Origin of the sequence: Limnobacter parvus, assembly GCF_024623725.1 — a bacterium.
GTDB classification, from domain to species: domain Bacteria; phylum Pseudomonadota; class Gammaproteobacteria; order Burkholderiales; family Burkholderiaceae_B; genus Limnobacter; species Limnobacter parvus.
Genome location: NZ_JANKHG010000017.1, coordinates 494,558 through 518,413 on the forward strand (window position 1 = coordinate 494,558; position 23,856 = coordinate 518,413).

At 51.7% G+C, this 23,856-nt stretch carries 19 protein-coding genes; 9 read left to right on the forward strand and 10 right to left on the reverse strand.

Annotated features, from left to right (window positions below; genetic code table 11):
• Nucleotides 1-20: 20 nt before the first annotated feature.
• Both NSP04_RS09445 and NSP04_RS09450 read right to left on the reverse strand, forming a co-directional pair.
• Entirely contained in the window at nt 21-515 is a 495-nt protein-coding gene (locus NSP04_RS09445; protein WP_257512079.1) for a DUF4442 domain-containing protein, read from the reverse strand.
• A 14-nt stretch (nt 516-529) separates the two neighbouring features.
• A complete protein-coding gene (locus NSP04_RS09450) occupies nt 530-2,566 on the reverse strand; it encodes an FAD-dependent oxidoreductase (RefSeq protein ID WP_257512080.1) in 2,037 nt (678 codons plus the stop codon).
• A 229-nt stretch (nt 2,567-2,795) separates the two neighbouring features.
• Here NSP04_RS09450 and NSP04_RS09455 point away from each other — a divergent pair, with 229 nt between their 5' ends.
• From NSP04_RS09455 to NSP04_RS09470, 4 genes are all read left to right on the forward strand, one after another.
• Nucleotides 2,796-5,297, forward strand: a complete 2,502-nt coding sequence (locus NSP04_RS09455) for an ABC transporter permease (RefSeq protein ID WP_257512081.1) — start codon at nt 2,796-2,798, stop codon at nt 5,295-5,297.
• A 92-nt stretch (nt 5,298-5,389) separates the two neighbouring features.
• Nucleotides 5,390-5,884: a group II truncated hemoglobin gene (locus NSP04_RS09460; protein WP_257512082.1), complete on the forward strand. Its 495-nt coding sequence runs from the start codon at nt 5,390-5,392 to the stop codon at nt 5,882-5,884.
• 4 nt (nt 5,885-5,888) lie between these two features.
• Entirely contained in the window at nt 5,889-7,331 is a 1,443-nt protein-coding gene (locus tag NSP04_RS09465) for a DNA recombination protein RmuC (protein ID WP_257512083.1), read from the forward strand.
• The gene (locus NSP04_RS09470) at nt 7,309-8,382 is read left to right on the forward strand and encodes an asparaginase domain-containing protein (RefSeq protein ID WP_257512084.1); all 1,074 of its coding nucleotides are present in this window, start codon (nt 7,309-7,311) and stop codon (nt 8,380-8,382) included. Before NSP04_RS09465 ends, NSP04_RS09470 begins: the two co-directional genes overlap by 23 nt.
• A 30-nt stretch (nt 8,383-8,412) precedes the next feature.
• Here the strand turns inward: NSP04_RS09470 and NSP04_RS09475 are convergent, their stop codons facing one another.
• From NSP04_RS09475 to moaA, 8 genes are all read right to left on the reverse strand, one after another.
• Nucleotides 8,413-10,458, reverse strand: coding sequence for a TolC family outer membrane protein (locus tag NSP04_RS09475; protein ID WP_257512085.1), 2,046 nt, complete (start codon nt 10,456-10,458; stop codon nt 8,413-8,415).
• A 23-nt stretch (nt 10,459-10,481) separates the two neighbouring features.
• The gene (locus tag NSP04_RS09480; protein ID WP_257512086.1) at nt 10,482-11,834 is read right to left on the reverse strand and encodes an Ig-like domain-containing protein; all 1,353 of its coding nucleotides are present in this window, start codon (nt 11,832-11,834) and stop codon (nt 10,482-10,484) included.
• 149 nt (nt 11,835-11,983) lie between these two features.
• The gene (locus tag NSP04_RS09485) at nt 11,984-13,342 is read right to left on the reverse strand and encodes an HlyD family type I secretion periplasmic adaptor subunit (protein ID WP_257512087.1); all 1,359 of its coding nucleotides are present in this window, start codon (nt 13,340-13,342) and stop codon (nt 11,984-11,986) included.
• A 2-nt stretch (nt 13,343-13,344) separates the two neighbouring features.
• Nucleotides 13,345-15,483 carry an ATP-binding cassette domain-containing protein gene (locus tag NSP04_RS09490; protein WP_257512088.1) on the reverse strand — a complete coding sequence of 713 codons (2,139 nt, stop codon included), beginning with the start codon at nt 15,481-15,483 and terminating at the stop codon, nt 13,345-13,347.
• 115 nt (nt 15,484-15,598) lie between these two features.
• Complete coding sequence (gene moeA, locus NSP04_RS09495; protein WP_257512089.1) at nt 15,599-16,843, reverse strand: molybdopterin molybdotransferase MoeA; 1,245 nt, start codon at nt 16,841-16,843, stop codon at nt 15,599-15,601.
• A gap of 16 nt (nt 16,844-16,859) precedes the next feature.
• On the reverse strand, nt 16,860-17,453 hold the full coding sequence (gene mobA, locus NSP04_RS09500; protein ID WP_257512090.1) for a molybdenum cofactor guanylyltransferase MobA: 594 nt from the start codon (nt 17,451-17,453) through the stop codon (nt 16,860-16,862).
• Complete coding sequence (locus NSP04_RS09505; RefSeq protein ID WP_257512091.1) at nt 17,450-18,319, reverse strand: formate dehydrogenase accessory sulfurtransferase FdhD; 870 nt, start codon at nt 18,317-18,319, stop codon at nt 17,450-17,452. Before NSP04_RS09505 ends, mobA begins: the two co-directional genes overlap by 4 nt.
• Before the next feature lie 4 nt (nt 18,320-18,323).
• Nucleotides 18,324-19,442: a GTP 3',8-cyclase MoaA gene (moaA, locus tag NSP04_RS09510; protein WP_257512092.1), complete on the reverse strand. Its 1,119-nt coding sequence runs from the start codon at nt 19,440-19,442 to the stop codon at nt 18,324-18,326.
• A gap of 120 nt (nt 19,443-19,562) precedes the next feature.
• Between moaA and NSP04_RS09515 the strand changes: the two genes are divergently transcribed.
• From NSP04_RS09515 to NSP04_RS09535, 5 genes are all read left to right on the forward strand, one after another.
• On the forward strand, nt 19,563-20,030 hold the full coding sequence (locus NSP04_RS09515) for a DUF3305 domain-containing protein (protein ID WP_257512093.1): 468 nt from the start codon (nt 19,563-19,565) through the stop codon (nt 20,028-20,030).
• 3 nt (nt 20,031-20,033) lie between these two features.
• Entirely contained in the window at nt 20,034-20,699 is a 666-nt protein-coding gene (locus NSP04_RS09520; protein WP_257512094.1) for a DUF3306 domain-containing protein, read from the forward strand.
• A 176-nt stretch (nt 20,700-20,875) separates the two neighbouring features.
• A complete protein-coding gene (locus NSP04_RS09525) occupies nt 20,876-22,990 on the forward strand; it encodes a 4Fe-4S binding protein (protein WP_257512095.1) in 2,115 nt (704 codons plus the stop codon).
• Nucleotides 22,987-23,613: a TorD/DmsD family molecular chaperone gene (locus tag NSP04_RS09530; RefSeq protein ID WP_257512096.1), complete on the forward strand. Its 627-nt coding sequence runs from the start codon at nt 22,987-22,989 to the stop codon at nt 23,611-23,613. Before NSP04_RS09525 ends, NSP04_RS09530 begins: the two co-directional genes overlap by 4 nt.
• 14 nt (nt 23,614-23,627) lie before the next feature.
• Nucleotides 23,628-23,846, forward strand: coding sequence for a twin-arginine translocation signal domain-containing protein (locus NSP04_RS09535; RefSeq protein WP_257512097.1), 219 nt, complete (start codon nt 23,628-23,630; stop codon nt 23,844-23,846).
• Nucleotides 23,847-23,856: the final 10 nt, after the last annotated feature.

Consider the following 23,856-nt stretch of genomic DNA (forward strand, 5'->3'; position numbering starts at 1 on the left):
CCTTGCTGTTTTCTTGTATTTTAAGCTTTGCGTTTGGGTGTCCAGGCCCAGATTGCGCGAACAAAGATCGGTTCTTTGCTTTCGCCGTCAGTAATGGTGACTGCCACATCCACTTCACCACGTTCTTCGGTTTGCATCATGGTGATTTGTTCCTGGGTCAGCATTGCTTCGGCTTTCATGTCGCCTGTAGCGCGTTTGCGATAATCCACTTCCATGCGCTTGATCACAGGGATAGCATTGGCTGGCACGTTCAATCCCACCAGCGCACCTGTGGCTGATTCTGCAATCATGATCATGGCCACTGCATGCACGGTGCCAATGTGGTTTTGAACGCTTGGGCGATTCTTAATCACCACGATGGAGTGGTTGGGTTCAATCCATTCAAACTTCAGGCCACTGGTTTTGAAGTATTTCACGGCACGGCCAAACAGCAGTGTAAAAGCGCGGGTTTTCAAAGGTGTGGGCAGTTTGTCCACTTGCGCGTACACCTTTTGCAGCATTGATTTCTGTGTCATTTTTAGGTCTGCCTTTACAGGGTTACAGCCAGTCGAGTGGCTTGGTTAATTGCGCGTTTTGCATCAAGTTCTGCTGCCACTGATGAACCACCAACCAGGTGCACAGGCACGCCCAGTGCTTCAATGGGTTCCACAAGTTCACGCAAGGGGTCTTGGCCAGCGCACACAATAATATTGTCCACTTCCAGAATGTGAGGGCCGTGCGCGCTCATTACATGCAAACCACGATCATCAATTTTCAGGTACTCCACGCCTTGCATGAAGTGAACTCGGCGGCTTTTCAAACTGGCCTTGTGCACCCAGCCTGAAGTTTTACCCAATCGTTTGCCCAAGGGTTCGTCTTTGCGCTGGCACAGCCACACCTCGCGCGCGGGCTTGGGTGGTTCGGCCCGTACGCCATCAATTCCACCTGCATTTTTTGGATCAAATGTAATACCCCATTCTTTTTTCCAGCTTTCAAGATCAAGCGTGGGGGAAGGGTGGGCAAAGTCGTGTGTCAAATATTCCGACACATCGAAGCCAATGCCACCCGCGCCAATTACAGCGACTTTTTGGCCCACTTCTTTTTTGTGAAGCAGCACATCGATGTAGCTCAGCACCTTCGGGTGGTCAATACCTTCAATGCCGGGTGTTCGGGGCTTGATACCTGTGGCCAGAATGACTTCTTCAAATTTTTCTTTGGACACAAGCGCGGCATCCACAACCGTATTCAAACGTACATCGACCTTCTTCAATTCCAGTTGGCGCTTGAAGTAGCTAATGGTTTCGTGGAATTCTTCCTTGCCTGGAATCTGCTTGGCCATGTTGAACTGACCGCCAATCTCACCGGCTTTGTCGAATAAAGTGACCTTGTGGCCGCGGCGAGCCAGTTCAGTGGCGGCTGCCAAGCCTGCGGGGCCTGCGCCCACTACGGCAATTTTCTTTTTGCGTTCCAGTGGCTTGTCTACAATTTCGGTCTCGTGGCAGGCGCGTGGGTTCACAAGGCAGGAAGCTCGCTTCAGGCTAAAAGTGTGGTCCAGGCAGGCCTGGTTGCAGGCAATGCATACATTGATTTCATCAGCACGGCCTTCCTTCGCCTTAATGGCAAATTCTGGGTCAGCCAACAAAGGGCGGGCCATGGACACCATGTCGCACGAACCCTCGGCCAGAAGTTGCTCTGCCACTTCAGGTTTGTTGATGCGGTTCGATGCAATAACCGGAATCTTGATTTCCTTGCGCAGGCGTGCAGTCAGTTCCGCAAAAGCTGCGCGCGGCACTGAAGTTACAATGGTTGGTACACGGGCTTCATGCCAGCCAATACCAGTGTTGATCATGGTGGCGCCGGCTTTTTCAATTTCCTTCGCGATGTAGCTGACTTCGTCCCAGGTGTTGCCGCCTTCCACCAAATCCAGCAGGGAATGTCTGTAAATAATGATGAATTTTTCACCCACAGTCTCGCGAATACGGCGAACAATTTCCACCGACAAACGGGCGCGGTTTTCCACTGAACCACCCCAGCGGTCGGTGCGGTGGTTGGTGCGTTTGCAAATAAACTGGTTCAGGAAATAGCCTTCCGAACCCATCACTTCCACGCCGTCGTAGCCCGCTTCTTGCGCAATTTTTGCCGAACGTGCGAATGCCGCAATGGTGCGGCGAATGCCGAAGTCACCAATTTCACGGGGTTTGAACGGGTTAATCGACGATTTTACATTCGATGCCGAAACACTCAGCGGGTGGTAAGCATAACGGCCCGCGTGCAACAGCTGCATCACAATTTTGCCATCGTGCTTGTGCACGGCTTCGGTAACCTTTTTGTGGTGCTTGATCGCGCCGCTGCTGCTGAGCTTCGATGCAAATGGATACAGCCAGCCTTCCAGGTTGGGTGAAAAGCCGCCGGTTACGATGAGCGCCGTGCCGCCCTTGGCGCGCGCCTCAAAGTAGGCTGCGAATTTGTCGAATTCTTTGTATTTGTCTTCAAGACCGGTGTGCATCGAACCCATCATGATGCGGTTGCGCAGCGTGGTGAAACCCAGGTCGAGCGGAGAATTCAAATGGGGGAATGCGTCAGGCACGTTACCGTCTCCTTAAAAATCGGTCGTTTTTTGTAATGTATCTACTTATGTTACTTAAAAGTAATTTTTATTGTTTGGGTTGGCACTCAAATAGACCTCAAAATAGCACGATCGGTCGGTTTTTTGCGTGTTTTATTCGTGAAGAAATTACTGCGCTGCAATATACAAGGGAACCTGTACCCCTTTGCTTTGTCCTAAACTGGTGTTTTATCCAGCAAGCGTTTCCTTCATGCAGTCTTTCCAGTATTGGGCGCGGCAATCCCGCCGCTCGTCGTTCCGCATTTTGTTTGTGGCTTTGGTATTGGCCGTGGCGGCCATTTCCTCAGTGGGCGTTTTTTCTGCGCGCATTGAAGCAGCCTTGGTGCGCGACGCCAGCCAAATGCTGGGTGGCGATTTGGTGATTGAGTCCAAACGCAATGTGGCCGGCGCCCAATGGCTGCCCATACTGGATAAGCCAGAATACGCAAGCCTCAAACAGGCGCAAAGCGTGGTGTTTCCCAGCGTGGTGCCTTCAGAGCGCGTAGACCTGTTGGTGTCGCTCAAAGCAGTGAATGATTTTTACCCTTTGCGTGGCCAGCTCACCGTGCGTGATGCCCAGGGCCAAGATGAACGCCTTGACAGCGGTCCGCCCCAAGGCGAGTTGTGGGTAGATCAAGGCGTGTTGGGTTCTCTGGATGTTGAGTTGGGGGACGATATACAAGTGGGCGAAATTACACGCCCGGTTACCCGTGTCATTTTGGCAGAACCCGACCGTGGTGGTGGTTTTGTCAATTTCGCGCCGCGCGTCATGATGAACACCGCCGACCTGGAGGAATCCAAGTTGCTGGGTTTGGGCTCCCGTGCCACCTGGCGCATTTACTTCACCGGCGAGCAGCCAGTGGTGGATCAACTGATCGCCGAGCTAACCCCCGTGCTGTCGCCCGTTGAAGAAATCGAAACACTTGAAAATGGCCGCCCGGAAGTCAGCAATACACTTGAACGTGCCAACGACTTTTTGGCCATGGCTGCTCTAATTGGCACCATGGTGGCCTGCGTGGGTATTGCGCTGGTTGCGCATTTGTTCGCCAAAGAACAATCCAGCGAATTGGCGGTGCTGAAAAGCCTGGGCTACACACCCAAGCGATTGTTGCGCATGTGGGCCGTTGGCATGGGCATGCTCACCTTGGGCGCAGGTGCGCTGGGTGTGGCGCTGGGCTGGGCCGCGCATTGGGGCTTATTGGCATTGCTGGCGGAATTGGTCGGTGTTAATTTGCCCATGGCTGGTTTGCATTATCTGCCCATGGGCATGTTGTTGTCGGCCCTGTTGTTGTTGGGTTTTGCGGCGGTGCCCACTTGGTATGCTTTGCGCGCCCCCGCAATCGCGGTGATTCGTCATCAAACCTTGAAAAGCAGCCGCGGGCAGTTGGTGTTGTCGGTTTTGTTTGGCGTGTTTACTGCCATTGCCGTGTGCTTGCTGATCGTGAAAAACATCACACTGGCGCTGCTGCTGTTTGCAGGTTTTGTGGGTACATCTTTGGTGTTCGCCTTGCTGTTCTGGGGCTTGTTGAAAGGCTTGGCGTTCATCGGCAAGGGCCGCGCCAGCAAAGGAACCAATATTGCCGTGTTCCAAAGTATGTCCAAACGCGCCAGCACGCTGGTTTTGCAAGGTGTTAGCTTGGCCTTGGGTTTGGCCGCATTGTTGATGCTGGCGGTGGTGCAGGGCGATTTGATCGATCGTTGGCAAGAAGCCGTACCCGACGATGCTCCCAATCGTTTTGTATTCAATATTCAGCCTGATCAGGTTCAGGGCGTTCAACAAACATTGAACACTGCAAGCCAAAGCCCGGTTCGCTTGTATCCTATGGTGCGCGGGCGCTTAAGCGCCATCAACGGGGAAATCATTACCGCTGAAACATTTGTTGACGAACGCGCCCGCAACACCGTAGAACGCGAATTGAATTTAAGCTTTGCCGATACACTGCCCACGCACAACACGATTGCAGCCGGAAACTGGTTCGATGAAACGCAGGTGAAGGCCGAGGTGTCTGTCGAAGACGGAGTGGCCGAGCGCTTGGGTATTACTCTTGGCGATAAGTTGACATTCGACATTGCAGGCACGCCACTCACCGCAGAAATTACCAGCATTCGCGAACTGCGATGGGATTCCATGGAAGTAAATTTCTTCATGGTGTTTCCAACCAAGGTGCTGGAAACCTTCCCGCAAACCTGGATTACATCGGTCAGTCTGGAGAGCGACAATGCCGTGCCTGTGTCGCGCGAACTGGTGCGCGAATACCCAAACCTCACAGTGCTCGATACTGAGTTGGTAATTACCCAACTGCGTAAAATTTTAGGGCAGGTGGGTCAGGCGGTTCAATTTGTTTTCCTGTTTACCGTGGCCGCAGGCGGCTTGGTGGTGGTGGCGTGCGTCATGACAGGGGCACGGGTTCGCACTCGAGAAGCTGCAATTTACCGCGCAATGGGCGCATCCACAGCCCAGTTGCAACGCGCTGCGTGGCTCGAGCTTTCCGTTTTGGGTGCACTGGCGGGTTTGGTGGCCGCCATTGCGGCGCAAGGCTTGGGCTGGGGTGTGGCGCACTTCGTGTTCGAATTTGAGTATTTCCTGTCGCCCATGCACATCGTTGCAGGCGTTATTGCTGGGTCAGTGGTGTCAGTGTTTTTCGGGGCTTGGTCGGTGAACAAGGTGTGCCGCGCGCCAGTCATGCAAACGCTTAGGCAAGCCAGCGCCTAATCGGGTAACAGCGGATATTACAGGGCAGGTCACGGTTACAATGTGACTTGTTTATCCGCTTTATCCCAATCGACATTCAGGCCGGCAATTCCATGAGCAACAACGATTCCACCAGCACACACAACGACGCGGAACCCCAATCACCGGTTGCACCCATCGTTTACTTCGGCAACACGCCAGAAGACCAGCAGGTGGGTGTGCGCAAGCTGGTGGATTTGTTTTACGACGAGATGGACCAAAATCCCAACTTCGAGCGTATTCGCAAGTTACACCCCATGCATCTGGATCATTCCCGCGAAAAGTTTTACTTGTTTCTGTCCGGCTGGTTGGGTGGCCCCGATTTGTATTCTCCACAGTTTGGTCACCCGCGCCTTCGCATGCGCCACATGCCGTTTCCCATCTCCAGCGAAGACCGCGATCAATGGCTACTGTGCATGGTGAATGCCCTGCGCGCCATGGCATTGCCTGAAAAAGTAATCGAGGGCTTGATGCTTTCATTTTTCCGCACCGCCGACTGGATGCGAAACCAGCCCGACCCCGAGGGCAGCGCTAAGGGCCTAAGCACCATTTCCATCAAGGGCGAATAAGTTCATGGAGGCTTCATTGGCAGGCGGATTTGAAAGTACTTTGATTTGGGCTGTGCTGGTATTGCTCGTGTTGGTGTTGTTGGGTTTGTGGGCGGTGTATCGAAAGATGTCCGCAGAGAGCTCCGCTGAATTTGCCCAGTTTCGCCAGCAAGTGTTGGCCAATCTGGACGAAGTGATGGACACCCAGGTGCAGCAACGTTTTGTTTCTGAAGAACTTGGTAAACAGTTGCGTTTGTTGAACCAGGACATTGAATCAAGGCAAAGCAAGCAAGCCGAGTTATTGCAACAAACTTTTGCGCAGGCCCGCACGGAAAGCCAGCAGGCTGCGCACGGTTTGCAACAGGTAATCGTGGGGCAGTTCACCCAAGGTAACCAGTTGCAATCTGAAAAGCTGAACCAATTCTCTGAAACTCTCCACCGCACCAATACGCTAATTCAAGACCAGCTCACTCAAATACGCTTGTCGGTTGAGCAAAAATTGAAAGACATGCAAGAAGACAATGCCAGCAAGCTGGAGTTGATGCGCAAAACTGTGGATGAAAAATTGCATGCCACGCTTGAAACCCGTTTGGGCGAATCGTTCAAGCAGGTCAGCGAGCGTCTGGAGCAGGTGTACAAAGGCTTGGGTGAAATGCAAACCCTGGCCACTGGCGTGGGCGACCTAAAACGCGTACTCACCAACGTAAAAAGTCGCGGCACTTGGGGCGAGGTTCAGTTGCAAGCTCTGCTTGAGCAAATGCTGACGCCCTCGCAGTTTGGCCGCAACATCAAACCCGTGCCGGGTAGCAACAACATCGTGGAATTTGCAGTGCGCCTGCCCGGCAAAGAAGAAGATCAACCTGTGTGGCTGCCCATTGATTCCAAGTTCCCAAAAGAGCAGTACGAACGCTTGCAGGAGTGTTTTGACCGCGCGGATGCTGACGGCGTGGCCGTGGCTTCCAAGGCCCTTGAAATGGCCATCCGCGCGGAAGCCAAAACCATTGCAGACAAATACCTTGCCCCGCCGTACACCACCGATTTCGGTATTTTGTTTTTACCCACCGAAGGCTTGTATGCCGAAGTGGTGAAGCGCCCCGGCCTGGTTGACGATTTGCAGCGCGTTCACCGCGTTACTGTGGCTGGCCCAATTACCTTGACCACGCTGCTGAATGCATTCCAGCTGGGCTTTAAAACCCTGGCATTGGAAAAGCGTTCAAGCGAGGTGTGGACTGTGCTGAGTGCCGTGAAGACCGAGTTCAGCAAGTTTGGCGACATTCTGGCCAAAACCCGCGACACGCTCGAGAAAGCAGCCAAGAACATTGAAGGTGCCGAAATACGTTCCCGCGCCATGCAACGCAAGTTGAAGGGTGTGGACGAATTGCCCGAGAAAGATGCGCTCAGCGTTCTAGGATTCAAAGACTCAAAGCCAGACCTGCTGGATGACGATGATGCGACCGCAAACAATTGATTCCTTGCCAAGAGTGGCTTTTGTGGCCACTGGCGGTACCATCGCGGGTGAATTGACCGAGGCCAGTGCCGCGGGCGATATCTATGCCTACGATTCAGCCAGGCGCAGCGGTGAAAGTTTGGTCATGGCCATTCCCGGTTTGTTGCGCCGCGCGCAGTGGCATTTCGAACAGCCTTTCAGCATTGGCAGCCAAAACATTGAGTTGGCGCACATGCTTCAATTGCGAGCAGTACTGATTCGTCTGCTAGAGTCTTCCGAAGTTGACGGAATTGTTGTGACCCATGGCACCGATACGATGGAAGACACGTTGTATTTTCTGCACCTGACGCTGCCCTCGCACTTGATGAATAAACCGGTTTTATTCACTGGCGCCATGCTGCCATCCGATCATGACCAGGCCGATGGGCCCTCCAACATTGGGAAGACCCTTGATTTTTTGATTCAATGTGTGGAAGCAAGCCAAAACGAAATTCCATTCGGTTTGGTCATGCAGGGTCTCTTTACACCAGCGCATTGTGTTGAAAAACAAAGCACTTCGGGCCTGGATGTATTTGATGGTCCTTATTCAGTGCCCGCTGATGCGCAATGGCTTGTCAACTGGACTGGTTTGAATTCACCCGACGACCTGGGCTTGCAGGGCCAGTACTCACTGTTATTCGAATCAAATGCCAGCCAACATCCTTTGTTTGAAGCCATGGAAGTACCTGTGGTGTATTGCACGCCCGGCAATGCGGCGTTGCGTCAATTGAATGACCTGTTGAACCGAAAGCCAGCGTCTGTGGTAGTTGCAGCCCCTGGGCATGGAAACATTCCAGATGTATGTGTACCGGCGTTGCGCCGATTGCTGTTAAACGGAGTTGGTGTAGTACGTGCAAGCCGTGTCAGTGCTGGTGGCGTGCAACAGGGCGGTGAGTTTGATGCATTGGATAACTTTCGGGAAGGTGTGAACAAACCCGGTTTCGGTATTTTTTCTGAGGCAGGCAGTTTGAGCCTTTCCAAATGCGTGATGTATGAAAGGCTGCGGGTTTTGGCCCACAGCCTTTCAGTTTAAAGTGCGTTGCCGTCAGGCTTAGTCGACTATTTACTCAGTTGGCGCTTCAGCCAAATTCATGTTTTTCTTGTTTGGACCTGTCATGGCGCTCATGGGCATGTTCTGTTCGCGAATAATCTGCCAAACCCCTTTGCTTTCTTTCCAGGTCAACACCTTCTTTGATCGTTCCTGATAAAACTTCGCACGGTAGTCCTGAACAAAACTGATTTCATACTCATCCGGCTTGTCGAAGCTCGGCACGACCTGCAGGTCAGCAATGTCGATATTAATTTGTTGGGCTTTGGCAATTCGCTCCCTGCGGTTGCTGACCCAAGACTCATAGCTGCCTTCTTCGGGTTTGAAGTTCGGTGCGTAAAAAGCGATGTAGCTGTTCACATCTTTGTTTTCCCACGCTTTCGCCCACGAATTTGTTTTGTCGATCAGGCTTTTTGATACTTCAGCAGGATCTCCAAACGAAGCAACTTTTTGGCCTGCAACGCCGTTATCAAGCTGCGCCAATTCAATGGGTGCAAGGCTTTGGCTGGCATCCACTGATTTCAAAGCCTCATCAAATCCGATGTTTGGCAAATCGAAGTCTTCAAGATTAATTAAGCTTGCCGGGCAGCCATCAGCTTCCGCACCGTTTTCAGCTTGTTGCTTGTAAAGTAAAACGTTGCGCTTTGTGGGTTCATCGGCATTCACCAATTCATCCACAGAAAAAAGCGTAATCAGTTGTCCGGTTGCCGCAAGCAATTTCAATTTTGAAATACTTAAGTCAGCCTCAATATTGATCAACGCGCGCTGAGCTTGGTAGTACTCGTTCTCTGCGCTTAACAAGTCAAGCAAACTACGGCGGCCTACTGCGAACTGCTGCTCGTAAGCTGCACGTGCTTTGGTAATTGCTGCCGCTTGTTCACGGAAGTAGTTCAGCTTCTTCTGTGAGCTAACCACGTCGAACAAAGACGTTTGCGTGGATTGACGAATTGCCCGGCACACAACAAGTTTGTCATCCAGGCTGCGCATGCGGCGTTTGATTGCAGCGTTGCGCGAGGCAGTGTCGGCGCCACCGCGGTACAGGTTGATCGAGGCCAGCAGGTCAATTGATGATATTTGGCGTTCATCGAAAGTTGACAGGTAATTGCTGTACATGTCCGTTTTTGCGCGCAAGTCGATACGGGGGTGAAAGCCCTCACTGGCGGCGGTTATCTCTTGTTTGGCACCACTGATTGATGCGTTCGAGGCTTTTAGCAAGGGGTGGTTGTTCAAAGCGAAAACCAGTCTTTCCTTGTTTTCAACTTCGAAGTTGGCGTTGACCACATATTCACCAGCCTCATTCACCGGCCATACGCTGTCAGTAATTCGCTGGTAGTTGGCCATCGACGAAAATGTATTTGCCTTTTCGGTGGCCAAATTCCCCAGTGCCAATGTGTAACGGCTGCGCGCTTGTTCTAGGTCAGACTGGCGAGTAACGCCACTTTTCACCTTTTCTTCGATGCGGTTCATCAATTCTTGGTGGTACTTCAGGTTGTCTTCCGAAAGGCGGGTTAGCGCCTGAAACCTAGATACATCCACATGCGAACTGGATGCATCAAAAGCAACCTGGTTGGCCTTGTTCAGGTAGCGGTAGTAGCTTTGCATGGCACCTGAATGCGCCGCGAAGTACCTGGCATGCGATGCAAAGCCGTTGTACAGGTTCTGGCGTGCTTCAATACCGTAGGAATTGGCGTTGTAGGTACGTGAATTTGTGTCATCGATGGTAGTGCGTTCACGACCTGTCGAGCCACGGGCATCAACTGTTGGAAGCAGGGTGCCATACACCACATTCGCTTCTTCCATTTGTGCTTCCAGTGCATGCACGTCTGCATCGAGCGAGGGGCTGTTTTGCAAACCCCTTATAACGCTTTGTTGCAGTGGGTTGAGATCCGTGCTTGCCGCGGCTGGTTCAGGTGTGTTTTCCACCGGAGACAGTGTTTGTACTTCAGGGATCGCTTGGCTTTCCTGAGCCCAGCCTGATGGCATGTTGAAGGCGCACAGCGCCAGCAAAATCGCCGAGGGCAGGATTTTCAAGGATGTATTGGGTGTGGTGCGTTTGTTCATGTTGACTCGTCTAATAAATTGCATCAGCAAACTGCTGCTGGTTCTTCAGCAGGTGCACAGGCAGAAGCTTCCATGCTGTTTGGGCCGAAGTTACTGCTCCAGCCAGCCTTGCTTTCTGTTACGTTGTTGACCCTGTCAAGAATCTCTTGCAGTTTGCTGTTGGCATCTGCGAAAAGTGAGTCGCTAGATGACTCGTAGGATTCCGACGAATACTCGTGGTCATGCATATTGGTTTTGCCGTCGTTCTGGGAATAGTCGGTGGGACAATCTGCATTGGAGTTTTCACCGGCGATATCATCACAAACACTGTCTGAACCCGAGTTGTAACCAGACTCAACAGTCATGTACACGTGTGCTGTGTCAGTCATGCAGTTTTCATCGCCGATGGTGTAGCTGATTACGTCTTCACCGCAGAAGCCTTCGTTGGGCGTGTAATGCAATTTGCCGTCTTTAATTTCAACTGAACCGTTTTCTGCTGAAGCTTCAGTAATTTCCATGTCGCCGCAACCAATGTCGTTTTGCATCACGTCAATTGTCACTGGGCAATTTTTCTGCGTCGTGGCGCAATCGTTTACTGCATCAATGGGTGTGTCGCATTCTTCTTGCTCATTCACTGGAGGGCAATAAGGGGGTGGGACCGGCTCGCATTCCTCCTGTTCGTCCACGGGTGGATTCATGGGCGGGGGCGTTACAGGTGGTGTCACCGGCGGTGTTTCAGGAGGCGTTTCGCATTCTTCCTGCTCATCCACCGGCGGACAATATGGGGGGGGGGGGTCGCAAACCTCGGGTTCTTCAGCAGGTGGTGGGCAATATGGGGGGGGTGGGCATTCGCAGTCCTCCTCTTGATCTACCGGGGGAGGGGGGTCGACAGGTGGAGGTTCAACGGGTGGTGGTTCTTCATTTTCATTGACTGGTGGAGTCGGTGGTGTGCTTTCGCAATCGACGCTTGCCGGGCCTTCTCTCTCAACCACGCGCACTGTATCCACGCCATTTTCGCCGACAGTACCATCCAGGCTGGGCAATGGCTCCTGGTTTACACGCTCGATCACATAACCTTCGCTGAGCTTCGGCAGGTCTTCGGGCACGTCGTTGTCTTGTGCGCCGACGGTGATGTATTTGCGAATGACATCTTTTTCCGGGGGCGTACCTGCATCGAAAGGAACGATCTCGCCGGTTTTGGGATTAATCAACCATTCAGTCGGACCCTCAAGCGGGCGTACCATTTCAGGCGCAGTAATTTGCCCTTCGGTGAAGGGGCCAAGTTGAACAACCACCTCAGTTTGCGGCTTGCGCTTCATCGCAGGGCGTGGCTTTCTGGCCAATCCTAGCGTACTTGGGTCACATTCTTGGGCATTTACAACTGGCTTTTCGCTCATACTAATCCTCGTAATCCTCGGGTGCGGTGTCATTGATAAGTGACCGACTCGCGAGTTTGGTTCCAAATTACCTGTGCGCAAAACAGGTGATTCGATCAGGAGGATGCAGAGTTAACTCTTTGTAGTTATGGAACCCAAGCCGAGATATTTTATTGTTCCGTAAAAGCTTGTATCGAGCCGCGTACGATCGGCTTCGTGAGATACGACAGCACGGTTCGGTCTTCAGTCTCGATGCTGACGTTGGCCACCATGCCTGGCATCAGTCGCACTTTTTCATTCACTTCCAAGCGTGGCACAGTCACTTTGACACTGAAGTAGGGGCGACCGAATTCGTCGATTAAACTGTCCGCAGAAATACTGTCTACAGTGCCTTCCAGTGCACCGTAAATTGAATAGTCGTACGCGGTAACCCGAATGTTGGCTTTTTGACCCGGCCGTATGAAGGCAATGTCTTTGGGGTTGATTCGGGTTTCAAATACCAATTGTTCATCAATTGGCACAATTTCGATTACTTCTTTACCAGCGGGCACTACAGCGCCACGCGTGTTGTACAAAATGCGCTGCACCAACCCATCCACAGGTGTTTTCAAGGTGGCTTGGTTTACTCGGTCACTTAGTTCGATCTGGTTTTGCTCAAGACTGGCGAGCCTTGCCTTAACTTCAGACAATTCCGTGCGCGCCTCGTTAATCTGTTTCAGTCGGGTTTCTTCAATTTTCTGCCGGGCTTCCCGAATTGCAGAATACAACCGGTTGGTTTGTGCGCTGCTGCCTTCGAAGTCGCCACGCGCCTTTGACACATCCCGTTCAAGCCGAAGTACTTCAATGGGCGACACAGCGCCGCTTTTTAACAAAGGCCGCATACTGGCCAGTTCTTGTTCAGCACTTACCAAGCTGCGCTTGGCCGCGGCTGCATTGCTTTGAGCTTCATCAAGTTCCCGTTGCCGCTGGTCTAGTTGTTGTTCATAAATCTGAGTTTGAGCGTCCCATTCCTGCATCTTGCTTTGAAGCAACTTGGATTCTTGCGAGTACATTTCCGGGAATAGTTTGCTGAGTTCTTCAGGAAGTTCCAGTGCGGTCTTGTTGAGTTGGGCCAACAGGCGCGCTTCACGAAACTTGAATGAGGCATCAATTGCTTCTTTTTCTTTCAGGCTGGAAGAAAAACGCGTGATGTCGATTTGCACCAGCTTGTCGCCTGCTTTTACGAGTTGGCCTTCACGCACAAAGACATCATTGATAATGCCGCCGTCTACTGCTTGAATAACTTGCAGGCGCTGAGAGGGCACCACGCGTGCCTCCCCATGCGCTGCTTGGGGAACTGTGGCAATCGCTGACCAAGCCAGTAGTGCCAGCAGGGTGAAGGCGCAGCAGTGCACCAGGCGCTTGGTGAGTACTTGCTGCTCTGCCCACAGACGTGATTGATCCAGAGACGCTTCTGCGGGCATGTGATATTCACCGCTTCGGCCCATGAACCAGTTTTTGACTTGCTTTAATTTAGGTTTGATTTTCATGATTAGGCCTGCGATTTCTGTTCACGGTTTTTGGCAAGTGCATTTGCATCATGAAGCACCTGCGGTTTGGGGCCCTGGCTGTGAATTTGCCCTTGATTCATCAACACCAGTGAATTAGCGCAGGCCAGCAAAGAAAGCTTGTGCGTGGTGAACACCAGAATGGTTTTGTCCCCAAGTTTTTGAAGGTACTGAACCAGCTTGTTTTCCATGAATTGATCAAGGCAAACTGTAGGTTCATCCAGCAGTACAAGTTGTGGTTCGCCAGCCAGTGCGCGGCACAGCGACACGGCCTGTTTTTGGCCAGAAGATAAATTGTTGCCTTGGCTTTCAATTTGCATGTGCAGGCCATCGGGGTGTTGTTCTACCCAATCCTTTAGTCCAAGTTCTTGCAAAATTTTCCAGCAATTGGTGGTGTCAATTTGTGGGCGCATGAAACGAATGTTGTCTAAAAGGCTGCCTTTGATTAATACCGGGGGTTGTGATGCGTAGCCCACTTTGCTGCTGTATTCACCGGGGTGGTAGTGATCGATCGACAAGTGATTGGCCGCAACAGTGCCTTGGTCACATTGCAGCTGCTGCGCAAGTACTTTCAACACCGATGTTTTGCCTGAACCAGTGGGGCCAATAATGCCGATGCGGCTACCTGCAGGCAAATTCATGCTGACCGAGCGCAAAATGAAACTTGAAGCTTGACCTGATTCCGCTGTGTGCCCGGGCTTTAATACACTGGCAGAGTCCAGCGACAAATGCTCAATCGAAGGAAGTGCTGAGCGCGCATTGGCAGTGTCAATTTCCTGCCCCAAAAACTTGTCAAGTTCTTCAAAGCTTGCCTGTGCTGAATGGGTTTGAACCAAGTGGCCCTGAAGTTTCTGAATTGGCGCAAAACACCGCATGGTCAGCATGGACACAGCGATCAAGCCACCCACAGTCATTTGCTTTTCAACAATTAAAACAACACCCATGGCAATCGTGATGACCCAACTGCCTTGCTGCAGCAGGTGAATGCGCTGGTTGACCAGAAACAATTGATCGCGCACCGCATTGCCGCCCATGCGCGCTTTCAATTGGAGCTTGTTCAGCAGTTTGCTGTGCGCTTGCTGCACACCATGGGCCTGAATGTTGTCCAGGCACGCAAGTGAATCCAGCCATTGGCTTTGGGTTTCACGCGATTGCTTCATCTGGATTTGCCCCAAGCGGGAAAGGCTGCGGTGTGAGCTGACTACAAACAGCAAGGTCAGGCCAATTACACCGCCTGCCAGCAACAGAAACAAAGGGTGAATCAAACCAATAACGGCCAGAAACAGCACAAGGAACGGTAGGTCGATGAGTGCCAGCAAAAACACACCGGTAATTAATTCCCGAAGGTGTTCAAACGATCGAAGGTGTTGCAGCAGTATGGTGGGTTCGGTTTTGTGAATCGGTACATTCAGCAACGATTGCGACAGGCGCCCAGTGCAGCGCGTATCAATGGATGTGGCCGCAATTTCCATTAAACGGTGGCGGGCATGTTTCAGTGCATGTTCAAAGCCCAGGCAAATTGCAACGCCGAGCAGCAGGGCGGCCATGGATGCATAGGCTTGGTTTGGAATAATTCGGTCGTACACCTGCAATGAAAAAAGCGGGCCGGCCAGCGCAAGAATATTGATCAACAGGGATGCATAAATAACAGGTTTGAAGCTGCCATTTTCAAAATTCAGTGCTTCACGCAGCCATTTGCTTTCACGCAATTTGCGCCAGAAGTCCCACAAACTTGCAGGTGCCTGTTCTTCTAAAATTGCCTGTTTCGAGGGTTGCTTTTTGGTGTTGCCACTCTCAATTTGCAGTGCCCACAACAATGACACTGTCGGTTTGCCGGTACTTTCCAGGTCCTTGAGCAATCCGGGTTGCCCAGTGTGGGTCATTGCAATGGTATTGGGCCCCAAGTGCTGAATTTCCTGGGGTTCCACACCATTGAAAATACGGTGGGGAATATTGCAAGCCTTTAGATATGCTTGCAGTTGTGCGAGCTCGGCTTCTTCAGCCGGTTCAAGCAATGCTTCCTGCATTTGCCACTGGCTGGGCAGGAATTCAATGCCAAGATTTTCCAGAACCTCGCACAGTGCGTGTTGCAGCGGTTTTATTGGGCGTGGATCTTGGAGCATGTCAGGGGCCTGAAATCAAGAGCGCCCATGGTAGCGTTTGCATTCAGCCCTGAAAATCACTCACTTGGTTCACTCCACCTGATGGGGGTATCACCCTATGCGATTAGTCCAAGCCTTACAGCAAACCCTCAAAGGGCAAGGCCAGAACCGTTTCACCAGCTTTCAGGTCGCCCTGTGCATGTTCCAGCACCAGCAGGCCATCCGATTCCGACATGCTGCGTAAAATACCCGAACCCTGCGAGCCAGTCATGTGTGCGGTCAGCACCCCGTTTTCCATTGTCAAGCGTGCTCGTTGGTATTCCGTGCGGCCAGGGCGCTTGCGCACATCCTGAGCCAATTTGGCGGTCACCATGGGCACCGGCAAGCTGCGTGCACTGGCCAGCCTGAAAAGGGCATCGCGCACAAAAGCGTAAAAGGTCACCATGACCGCAACCGGGTTGCCCGGCAAGCCAAACAAATAGGCGGAATCGCCATTGGCTTTATTTTGAACCTGACCAAAAGCCATGGGGCGACCCGGGCGCATTGCAATTTTCCAGAAATTCACACTGCCCAGCTTTTCCATCACTTCTTTGGTGAAATCGGCTTCGCCGACTGAAACTCCTCCCGAGGTAAGAATTACGTCGGCTTGTTCCATGGCCTGCAGCATGGCTTGTTCAAGTGCTTCCGGGGAATCATGTACCACCCCCATGTCGAGCAATTCGACAAAGCGCAGGCGGGTCAGCATGCCATACAGGGTGTATCGGTTGCTGTCGTACACACAGCCTTCGTCCAGCGCCTGGCCCAGCGAACGCAATTCATCGCCGGTTGAAAAAAACGCCACACGCAACTTTCTACGTACCGCAATTTCCGCAATACCCAATGAGGCCAGCAAGCCCAAATCAGCGGGGCGAAGTACTTTGCCAGCGGGCAGGGCGGGCTTGCCCACGGTCAAATCTTCGCCTGCCAATCGGCGGTTGTCGCCTGCTTTCACAGCGCCCGGCGGAAAGCTGATGGTGTCGCCATTCACGGTCGCGTTTTCTTGAATCAACACAGTGTCGCACCCGGGGGGCATTACCGCGCCCGTCATAATGCGCACACATTCGCCTGTGTTGCATGTGCCGTTGAAGGCCTTGCCTGCATAGGCTGTGCCCACCATTTTCAGGGAAGTCATGCCCGCGGTTTGAATGCAGGTGCCATTTAAGGCGTAGCCGTCCATCGCTGAATTGTCGTGTGCGGGTACGTTAATTGGCGAAAGGACATCAAAGGCCAAAACCTGATCAAGCGCTTCGCGAATTGCAACCGTGCGTGTACCTGTGATCGGCTTGAGTTGATCAAGAATACTTTGCCGGGCCTGGTCAACGGTTTGAAAATCAGTTTGCATTGTTTACTTTTACCACTCAGGATTTCTGTTCAAGTTCTTTGAGTTCTTCAAGGGTGTTTACGTTGTGGAATGCGGCTTCATCACCAAACTCAACCGCCTGGTGAGGAATGTTGGCATACCACGCATCAATTTTTCTTCCACCCTTGCGCAGAAATTCTTCCAGGCTGGGCAGCAGTTCAGTGCGCATTAAGCAAAACACCGGGTGATGGCGGCCTTTGGTCGCCGCCACAGTCAACATCAAACTCACATTGTTTTCGAATGGCTCGCTGAGCTTTTTCACCAAGTCAGTCGGGAAGGCGGGGACATCACAGGGCACGGTAACCAGAAACGGTACTGTTGCATTGCTTAATGCCGCCTGCATGCCGGCCAGTGGCCCTGCATAGTCGGGTTGAATATCGCACACCACTTCGACCCCGAACCCTTCATAAACACCGATATTCCGATTGGCGTTAATGCAGATGCTGCCAACCTGGTTACTTAGGCGCATCATGGCGTGCAAGGCCAATGGCGCGTTTTTGTAATTGCGCAGCCCTTTGTCAATGCCGCCCATTCTGCGACCCATGCCGCCGGCCAGAATTACCCCGGTTATATCGTCTAAAGAAATGCTCATGCGTATAGTGTGTCGTGAAGTGTGTTGAACCGATGCGCCCCGGTGTACAGCAGGTAATGTTTGCCTTGGCAGCGCCCCAGCATAGTGATGTTTAGTTTTTGAGCAATTTCGTAGCCCATTTGCGTAAGCCCTGAACGCGACACCAAAACGGGTATGCCCATTTGCGCGCATTTAATGACCATCTCGGAAGTTAGGCGTCCGGTGGTGTAGAAAATCTTGTCTTCGCCAGTCATGCCATGCAACCACATTTGGCCTGCAATTGCATCGACTGCATTGTGACGCCCAACATCTTCAACAAACAGCAGAATTTCTCCGCGATTTTCGCCACTGTTGGAACACAGCGCGCAGCCATGCACCGCACCGGCTTGCTTGTAAATCGATTCGTGTTTTCGTACATGGTCCATCACGCCGTACAACACGTCTTGCGACAAGCTGTATGCGTTGCTTAGTTGTACCTTGTCGAGGTCTTCCATCAGGTCGCCAAACACAGTACCTTGCCCGCAGCCTGAAGTGGTCGTTTTCTTCTCCAGCTTCTGCGCTTTCTCTGTAGTTTCCCAAATCGTTTGGCCCGTGGTTTTCAGCACAGTTGAAGTGACTGCAACGCTTTCCGTTTCCCAGTCCACATGAATTGCGGCAATTTCAGAAGGGTCTGCAACAAGGCGCTGATTCCTTAACCAGCCCAAGGCCAAGGCTTCCGGTTGTGCGCCCAGGGTCATGATGGTAAGCAGCTCTTTTTTGTCGAAATAAAGCGTCAGTGGATGCTCACCTGAAATTTGAACTGACACTTGTTCGCCACGTTCGTTGGTGGCGGTAATTTCGACTGTGCTGGGTATGCTCGCGTCGGTGGTTTGAATGTGTGTTGCCATGCCTTTAACCACCGATGTACGACATTTCAATTCTGTCTTTGGGTTGGATTGTGTTTCCGGTACGAATTTCACTGTACCGGTCTGCGCGAACAGACCACAAATTCCGGATGGCGTGGTTCAGTTGCTCGTCAATTTGCGCCGCTTCGGAACCGGACCGAATCAAGGGTTTCAGATCATGGCCTTTGCTCGCAAACAGGCAGGTGTACAGCTTGCCTTCAGTGGACAAACGAATGCGCGAGCAGTCTTTGCAGAACGCCTGGGTAACTGAGGAAATAACACCAATTTCACCGCTGCCATCGCTGTATTTCCAGCGCTCGGCCACTTCGCCGGTGTAGTTGGGGTTCACCATTTGCAGTTGTGAAAGCCCCTGCGAGATCATGTTGATGATGCGTGCTGAAGGCACCACCTCGTCCATTTTCCAGCCGTTGCTGCTCCCCACATCCATGTATTCTATGAAGCGCAATATGTGTGGGCTGCCCTTGAAATGGCTGGCCATGGGCAGCACTTGGTCATCGTTCATGCCGCCTTTTACCACCATGTTGACCTTCACCGGGCCCAGGTCGGCTTCATAGGCCGCTTCAATGCCATCCAATACTTCATCAACCGAGAAATCCACATCATTCATTGCCTTGAACACTGCGTCATCGATTGCATCGAGGCTTACCGTGACACGGGTCAGACCTGCTTCTTTCAGGATTTTGGCCTTCTTTCGAAGCAGGGTGCCATTTGTGGTCAAGGTGATTTCAACTGGTTTGCCGCCAGGTGTACGCAGGCGCGCAAGTTGTTCAATCAAAATTTCAATGTGTTTGCGAAGCAGGGGTTCGCCGCCGGTCAGGCGAATTTTTTCGACGCCAAGCGCCACAAATTGGCGGGCCACTTGCTCGATTTCTTCAAAGCTGAGCAAATCCTTGTGCGGCAGAAACTGATAGTCTTTGTCGAATATTGACTTGGGCATGCAGTACACGCAGCGAAAGTTGCAGCGGTCCGTGACAGAAATGCGCAAGTCATGAAGCCTGCGATTGAAATGATCTTTTGCGGGTACTTCTTGATTGTGCGGTTCGCTGAAATTCAGTGGAATTACGCGCGAATTGTCTTGGACCAGTTGAATAACTCGGTCTGTCATCGTTCAATCCCTCGCCCCATGGGGCAAACTCCTATTGTGATACTTGTGTTGTATCTTCTAATCTATTAACCATGAATTGTGCCCTTACTGACGGGCACGGGCAACTCGCAGAGGTGTTTTTTGAGTGCAAATTTTTTGGTGCTGGCTGAACTGGCTTTGAATGTAAAAATAGGCAAGGTTGCGCAAAAGTCGCCTTGGCAGCCGTTTCGTTGGCAGGTTATTGAAATGGGACCCGCAGATGTGCCAATGCCCAAAGCTGAGGAAGAGGGCGTTCAAACGCTGACCGCACAGGTGTTCCAAGACCAGTTGCAAGGTTACTTCTTGAATTTGGACAACGACACACCTTTCGTCTTTTTTGGTGTGCGCTATCCGGAGGACAACAAAAATTTAATGCCCACTGTTTTCGAAGCAACTTTGAGCTACGACGAAGCTGCACGGCTGATGGATTCAAATGAGGAAGTTCAAACGTTGCCCATGCCCGCTCCCATTGCGCGCTGGTTGGGCGAGTTGGTGGAGGCAAAATACCAGCCTGAGCCAAAACAACGGCGGCGCCCACAATCCTTTCTGAAACCCGAAGAGCGTGGATAAGCGATGAGTGACAATTTTTTAAGCCGTTGGTCTAAGAGAAAGCTGGAAGCGCGAGAGCAGGAAAAACTTGCCGAGTCCTCGCCCTTGCAACAAGTCACCGAGGCCCGTCAACTTGCCGAGTTACCCGCCGATGATGCTGTAGTCGACACCGAGTCGCTGCAGGCTACCCCGCCACCGGAATTGCCCTTGCCAACGGAGGCGGACCTTCTGGCGGTGGAACAAGGTGGGGACATCAAAGCATTTATGGTGGAAAAGGTGTCCACAGAGCTCCGAAACAAGGCCTTCAAGGCCCTGTTCTCTCGACCAGAGTTCAATGTGATGGATGGTCTTGATATCTACATCGATGACTACAACAAGTTCACGCCGCTTACCCAGGAAGACATTGGAAAAATGACTCTTTCCAAGCAGCTTTTAAGTCGACCTGACTTGGATGTGTTGAATACCGAAGACATACAAACCAAGGTGAAAGAGTTGGTTTCGACGGTTCAAGACCCGGTTGAGGTGGATGAGAATGTGCTGGACAAACCGAATGTTGAGAAGCCACTGGCAGTGGCCGAGAATGAAGAGCCAGAAGGGCCTAGGGTAATCCCTGATGGTTTGCAAGTGGCTGATTCTGAACAATTAATAGAAGAACGATCGTTTGAAAACCTTGAGCAAAAACCACGTTGATTTGGTACATTTTGTCATACCTTTTGCCCAGATCGATACAGACAAAATGCACCACCCTTAGTTATTGGGCGCAAGCGCGGCTCTCTAGTGCAATGATTCTAAATAAGAAAATTTCTGGGCGTTGCTTGGCACAAGTTTTGCAATTTAATAACAAATAACCAAAATAGAAGTAGCAGATGACCAACTCGGATGTGTTTGTGTGTGGTTGCCAGGGCAGTGGCGAAATGGTTGACAAGGCGTTGCAAAACGCCAAAGTTGACGGTATACGCTTTTTGTCTGCCCAGCGCGCGTGTCGCGACGGGATCACCACAATCCTTGATTCCAAGAACAAAACCAGCGGCGCCCGCTGTTTCGTCGGTTGTACCCAAGAGCAAGCGGTCTTCGAATCGGTTGCTGAAGGTGCTGCGGTTCAAAACATCGAGTTTGTTAATCTTCGCGGCTTAATGCGCGGACAGCCCTCTGCACAGTCATCGCTCGACGCGGTGGCTACATTGGCCGCTCTTGCTGCATATGAAACTGATTTTCAGGTTGAGCCTGTTCCTGCGGTATTGTTTAAATCGCAAGGCCGCGTGGCCATTGTGGCCAAGAATGACAAACAGCTGCACCATGCTCAGACCCTTGCCAACAACCTGACCGTAGACCTGCTGACCGCAGACCCTACCGGGGTGGTCTTGCCCAGCAAGCGTAACTTGAATGTGCTGGCATTGGGCGTTGAGTCCGCTGAAGGCTATTTGGGTGCTTTTTCACTTTCCACACGCAAAATCAACCCTGTGGACATGGAAATGTGCACGCGTTGTGGCGCTTGTGTCGATGCCTGCCCAACTGGATCCATTTCAAAAGATTCATTCACCATCGATTTAAACAGTTGCGACCAAAGCGGTGCTTGTATCAAGGCTTGCGGCGAATTTAAAGCCATTTCGTTTGGTGACATGAATTCGGTATCGGCCCGTGAATATGACATGGTGATCGATTGCACCATGCCGGGTTTGTTTGCAGACCGCCAAGCTCCCCTGGGCTACTGGCATGTGGGCGACAGCGAGCAACTGATGCTTGAAGCCATGCTGGATGCGGTGCAAACAGTCGGTGAGTTTGAAAAACCCAAGTTTTTCGAGTACAAGCAGGGCATTTGTGCACACAGCCGATCCAACAAAGACGGTTGCAACAACTGTATTGATGCTTGTAGCACCAAGGCGATAAAGTCTGCCGGTGAAAAAATTGAAGTGAACCCGCATTTGTGCTTGGGTTGTGGCGCATGTACCACCGTGTGCCCAACAGGTGCGATTCAATTTGCATTAAGCCCAGCCACCATTCAGGGGCGTGCAGTAAAAACCGCGGTTAAGGCATTTCGCGCCAATCAAGGGAAGAAGTTGGAACTGGTTTTTCACGGTCCTGAACTTGAGCACAATTGGCTTGAAGCAGCCAAAAAAGCCAGCAAGCCAGCGTCAAGCAAAACACCTGTCTCAGATTTCAGCCTGTTGCCCCTTGAATTGAATCACAGCGCTAGTGTCGGGCCAGACCTCTGGTTGTCTGCGTTGGCTTTTGGTGCAGATCGAATCACCATTATGCAGTCTGCAGTGGAAGCCAGCCATTATAGCGAGCCATTAAGCGCGCAGGTGGAGTGGGTAAACACCTTGCTTGAATCCATTGGCCTGCAGCGTCGTGTGCGTTTGTTGCATATTGGCCAAACCGAACAATTGTTTGAGCCAAGTCAGTTAAACGCAACGGGGGTTTTGCCTGCAAGCTTCGAGATGTCATCGAACAAGCGCACTCGCATGGAGTTTGCAGTTGATCACCTTGCGGAACATGCACAAAAGCATGCAAGTTTAAGTTTCGCAGAGCCTATCGCCTTGCCGGCTGCAGCGCCCTTTGGTGCAGTAATGGTAAACAAAGACAAATGTACCCTGTGCATGAGTTGTACCAGCGCTTGCCCGGCGTCTGCATTGATCGATAATCCTGAAATGCCGCAATTGCGCTTTATTGAACGCAATTGCGTCCAGTGTGGCCTGTGCGTTGAAACATGCCCTGAAAATGCCATGGAGCTGGTGCCCCAGTTGTTACTAGGCCCGGCTGCGCGTGAAAAGCGTGTGTTGAATGAATCGCAACCCTTCCACTGCATTAGCTGTGGCAAGGCTTTTGGCACCAAGCACATGATTGACAACATGTTCGCCAAATTGAGCGCACACAGCATGTTTGAACGCAATGCCAATCGCCTGAAAATGTGCGCCGATTGCCGTGTTACCGACATGTACAGCGCCAAAGACGAAATGACCATTTTTGAGGTGAAGAAATGATCGCCCCAGCGCAACAAGACGACAACCTGATTGCTGGTGAAGACTGGGCCCGCGCCGATTTTTACGGTCTGCTTTCGCAATTGTTTTCTGGCAATGTGACCGACGAATTTTTGGCCAAATTTCGTGAAATAGATCGCGCGACCCTCGATATCACAACCCCCTTGGGTTTTGAGTTTTCTGAGCTGATTCGCGCAGTTACTCAATTCGATGCCAAGAAAATCAATCAGGAATTTGTCGATAATTTTATTGGTGTCGGTCGTCCTGAAGTCATGTTGTATGGCTCTTATTACATGTCTGGTTTTCTGAACGAAAAGCCGCTTGTGTTGCTACGCGACGATTTGGCCAAGTTCGGACTGACCCGTGACGAAGCCTTGGTTGAGACAGAAGACCACATTGCATTTTTGTGTGAAGTAATGCGCTACCTGATTCTGGCCGATGATCCGCCCGTTGCGTTTCCCGAGCAGCGCGCGTTCTTCCATGCCCACATGGCCACTTGGTACACCCAGATGGCCGATGACATTGAGGCAGCAGCCAATACCGATTTTTATAAAACCGTGGGCCGCTTGGCTCGCGTGTTCTTTGATGTTGAAACACAGTCTTTCGATTTTGAAAGTGCCGTTTGATTGGAGGTGATGAGATGACCAAGAAAATAACAAGCCAAGACCAACCCAAGCTAGCAAGACGCCAATTCCTGGTAGGCGCTGGTGTGGGCGTAGCTGCTGCCGGTGCTGCACTGGTGGTTAGCAAACAGCCTGAAGTGGCAGAGCAAGCGGCTGCTGAAGGCACTGAGAAAAAAGCCAAGGGTTATCAGCTCTCTGAGCATGTGAAAACCTATTACAGAACCTTGCTGGTGTAATTCAAGGAGA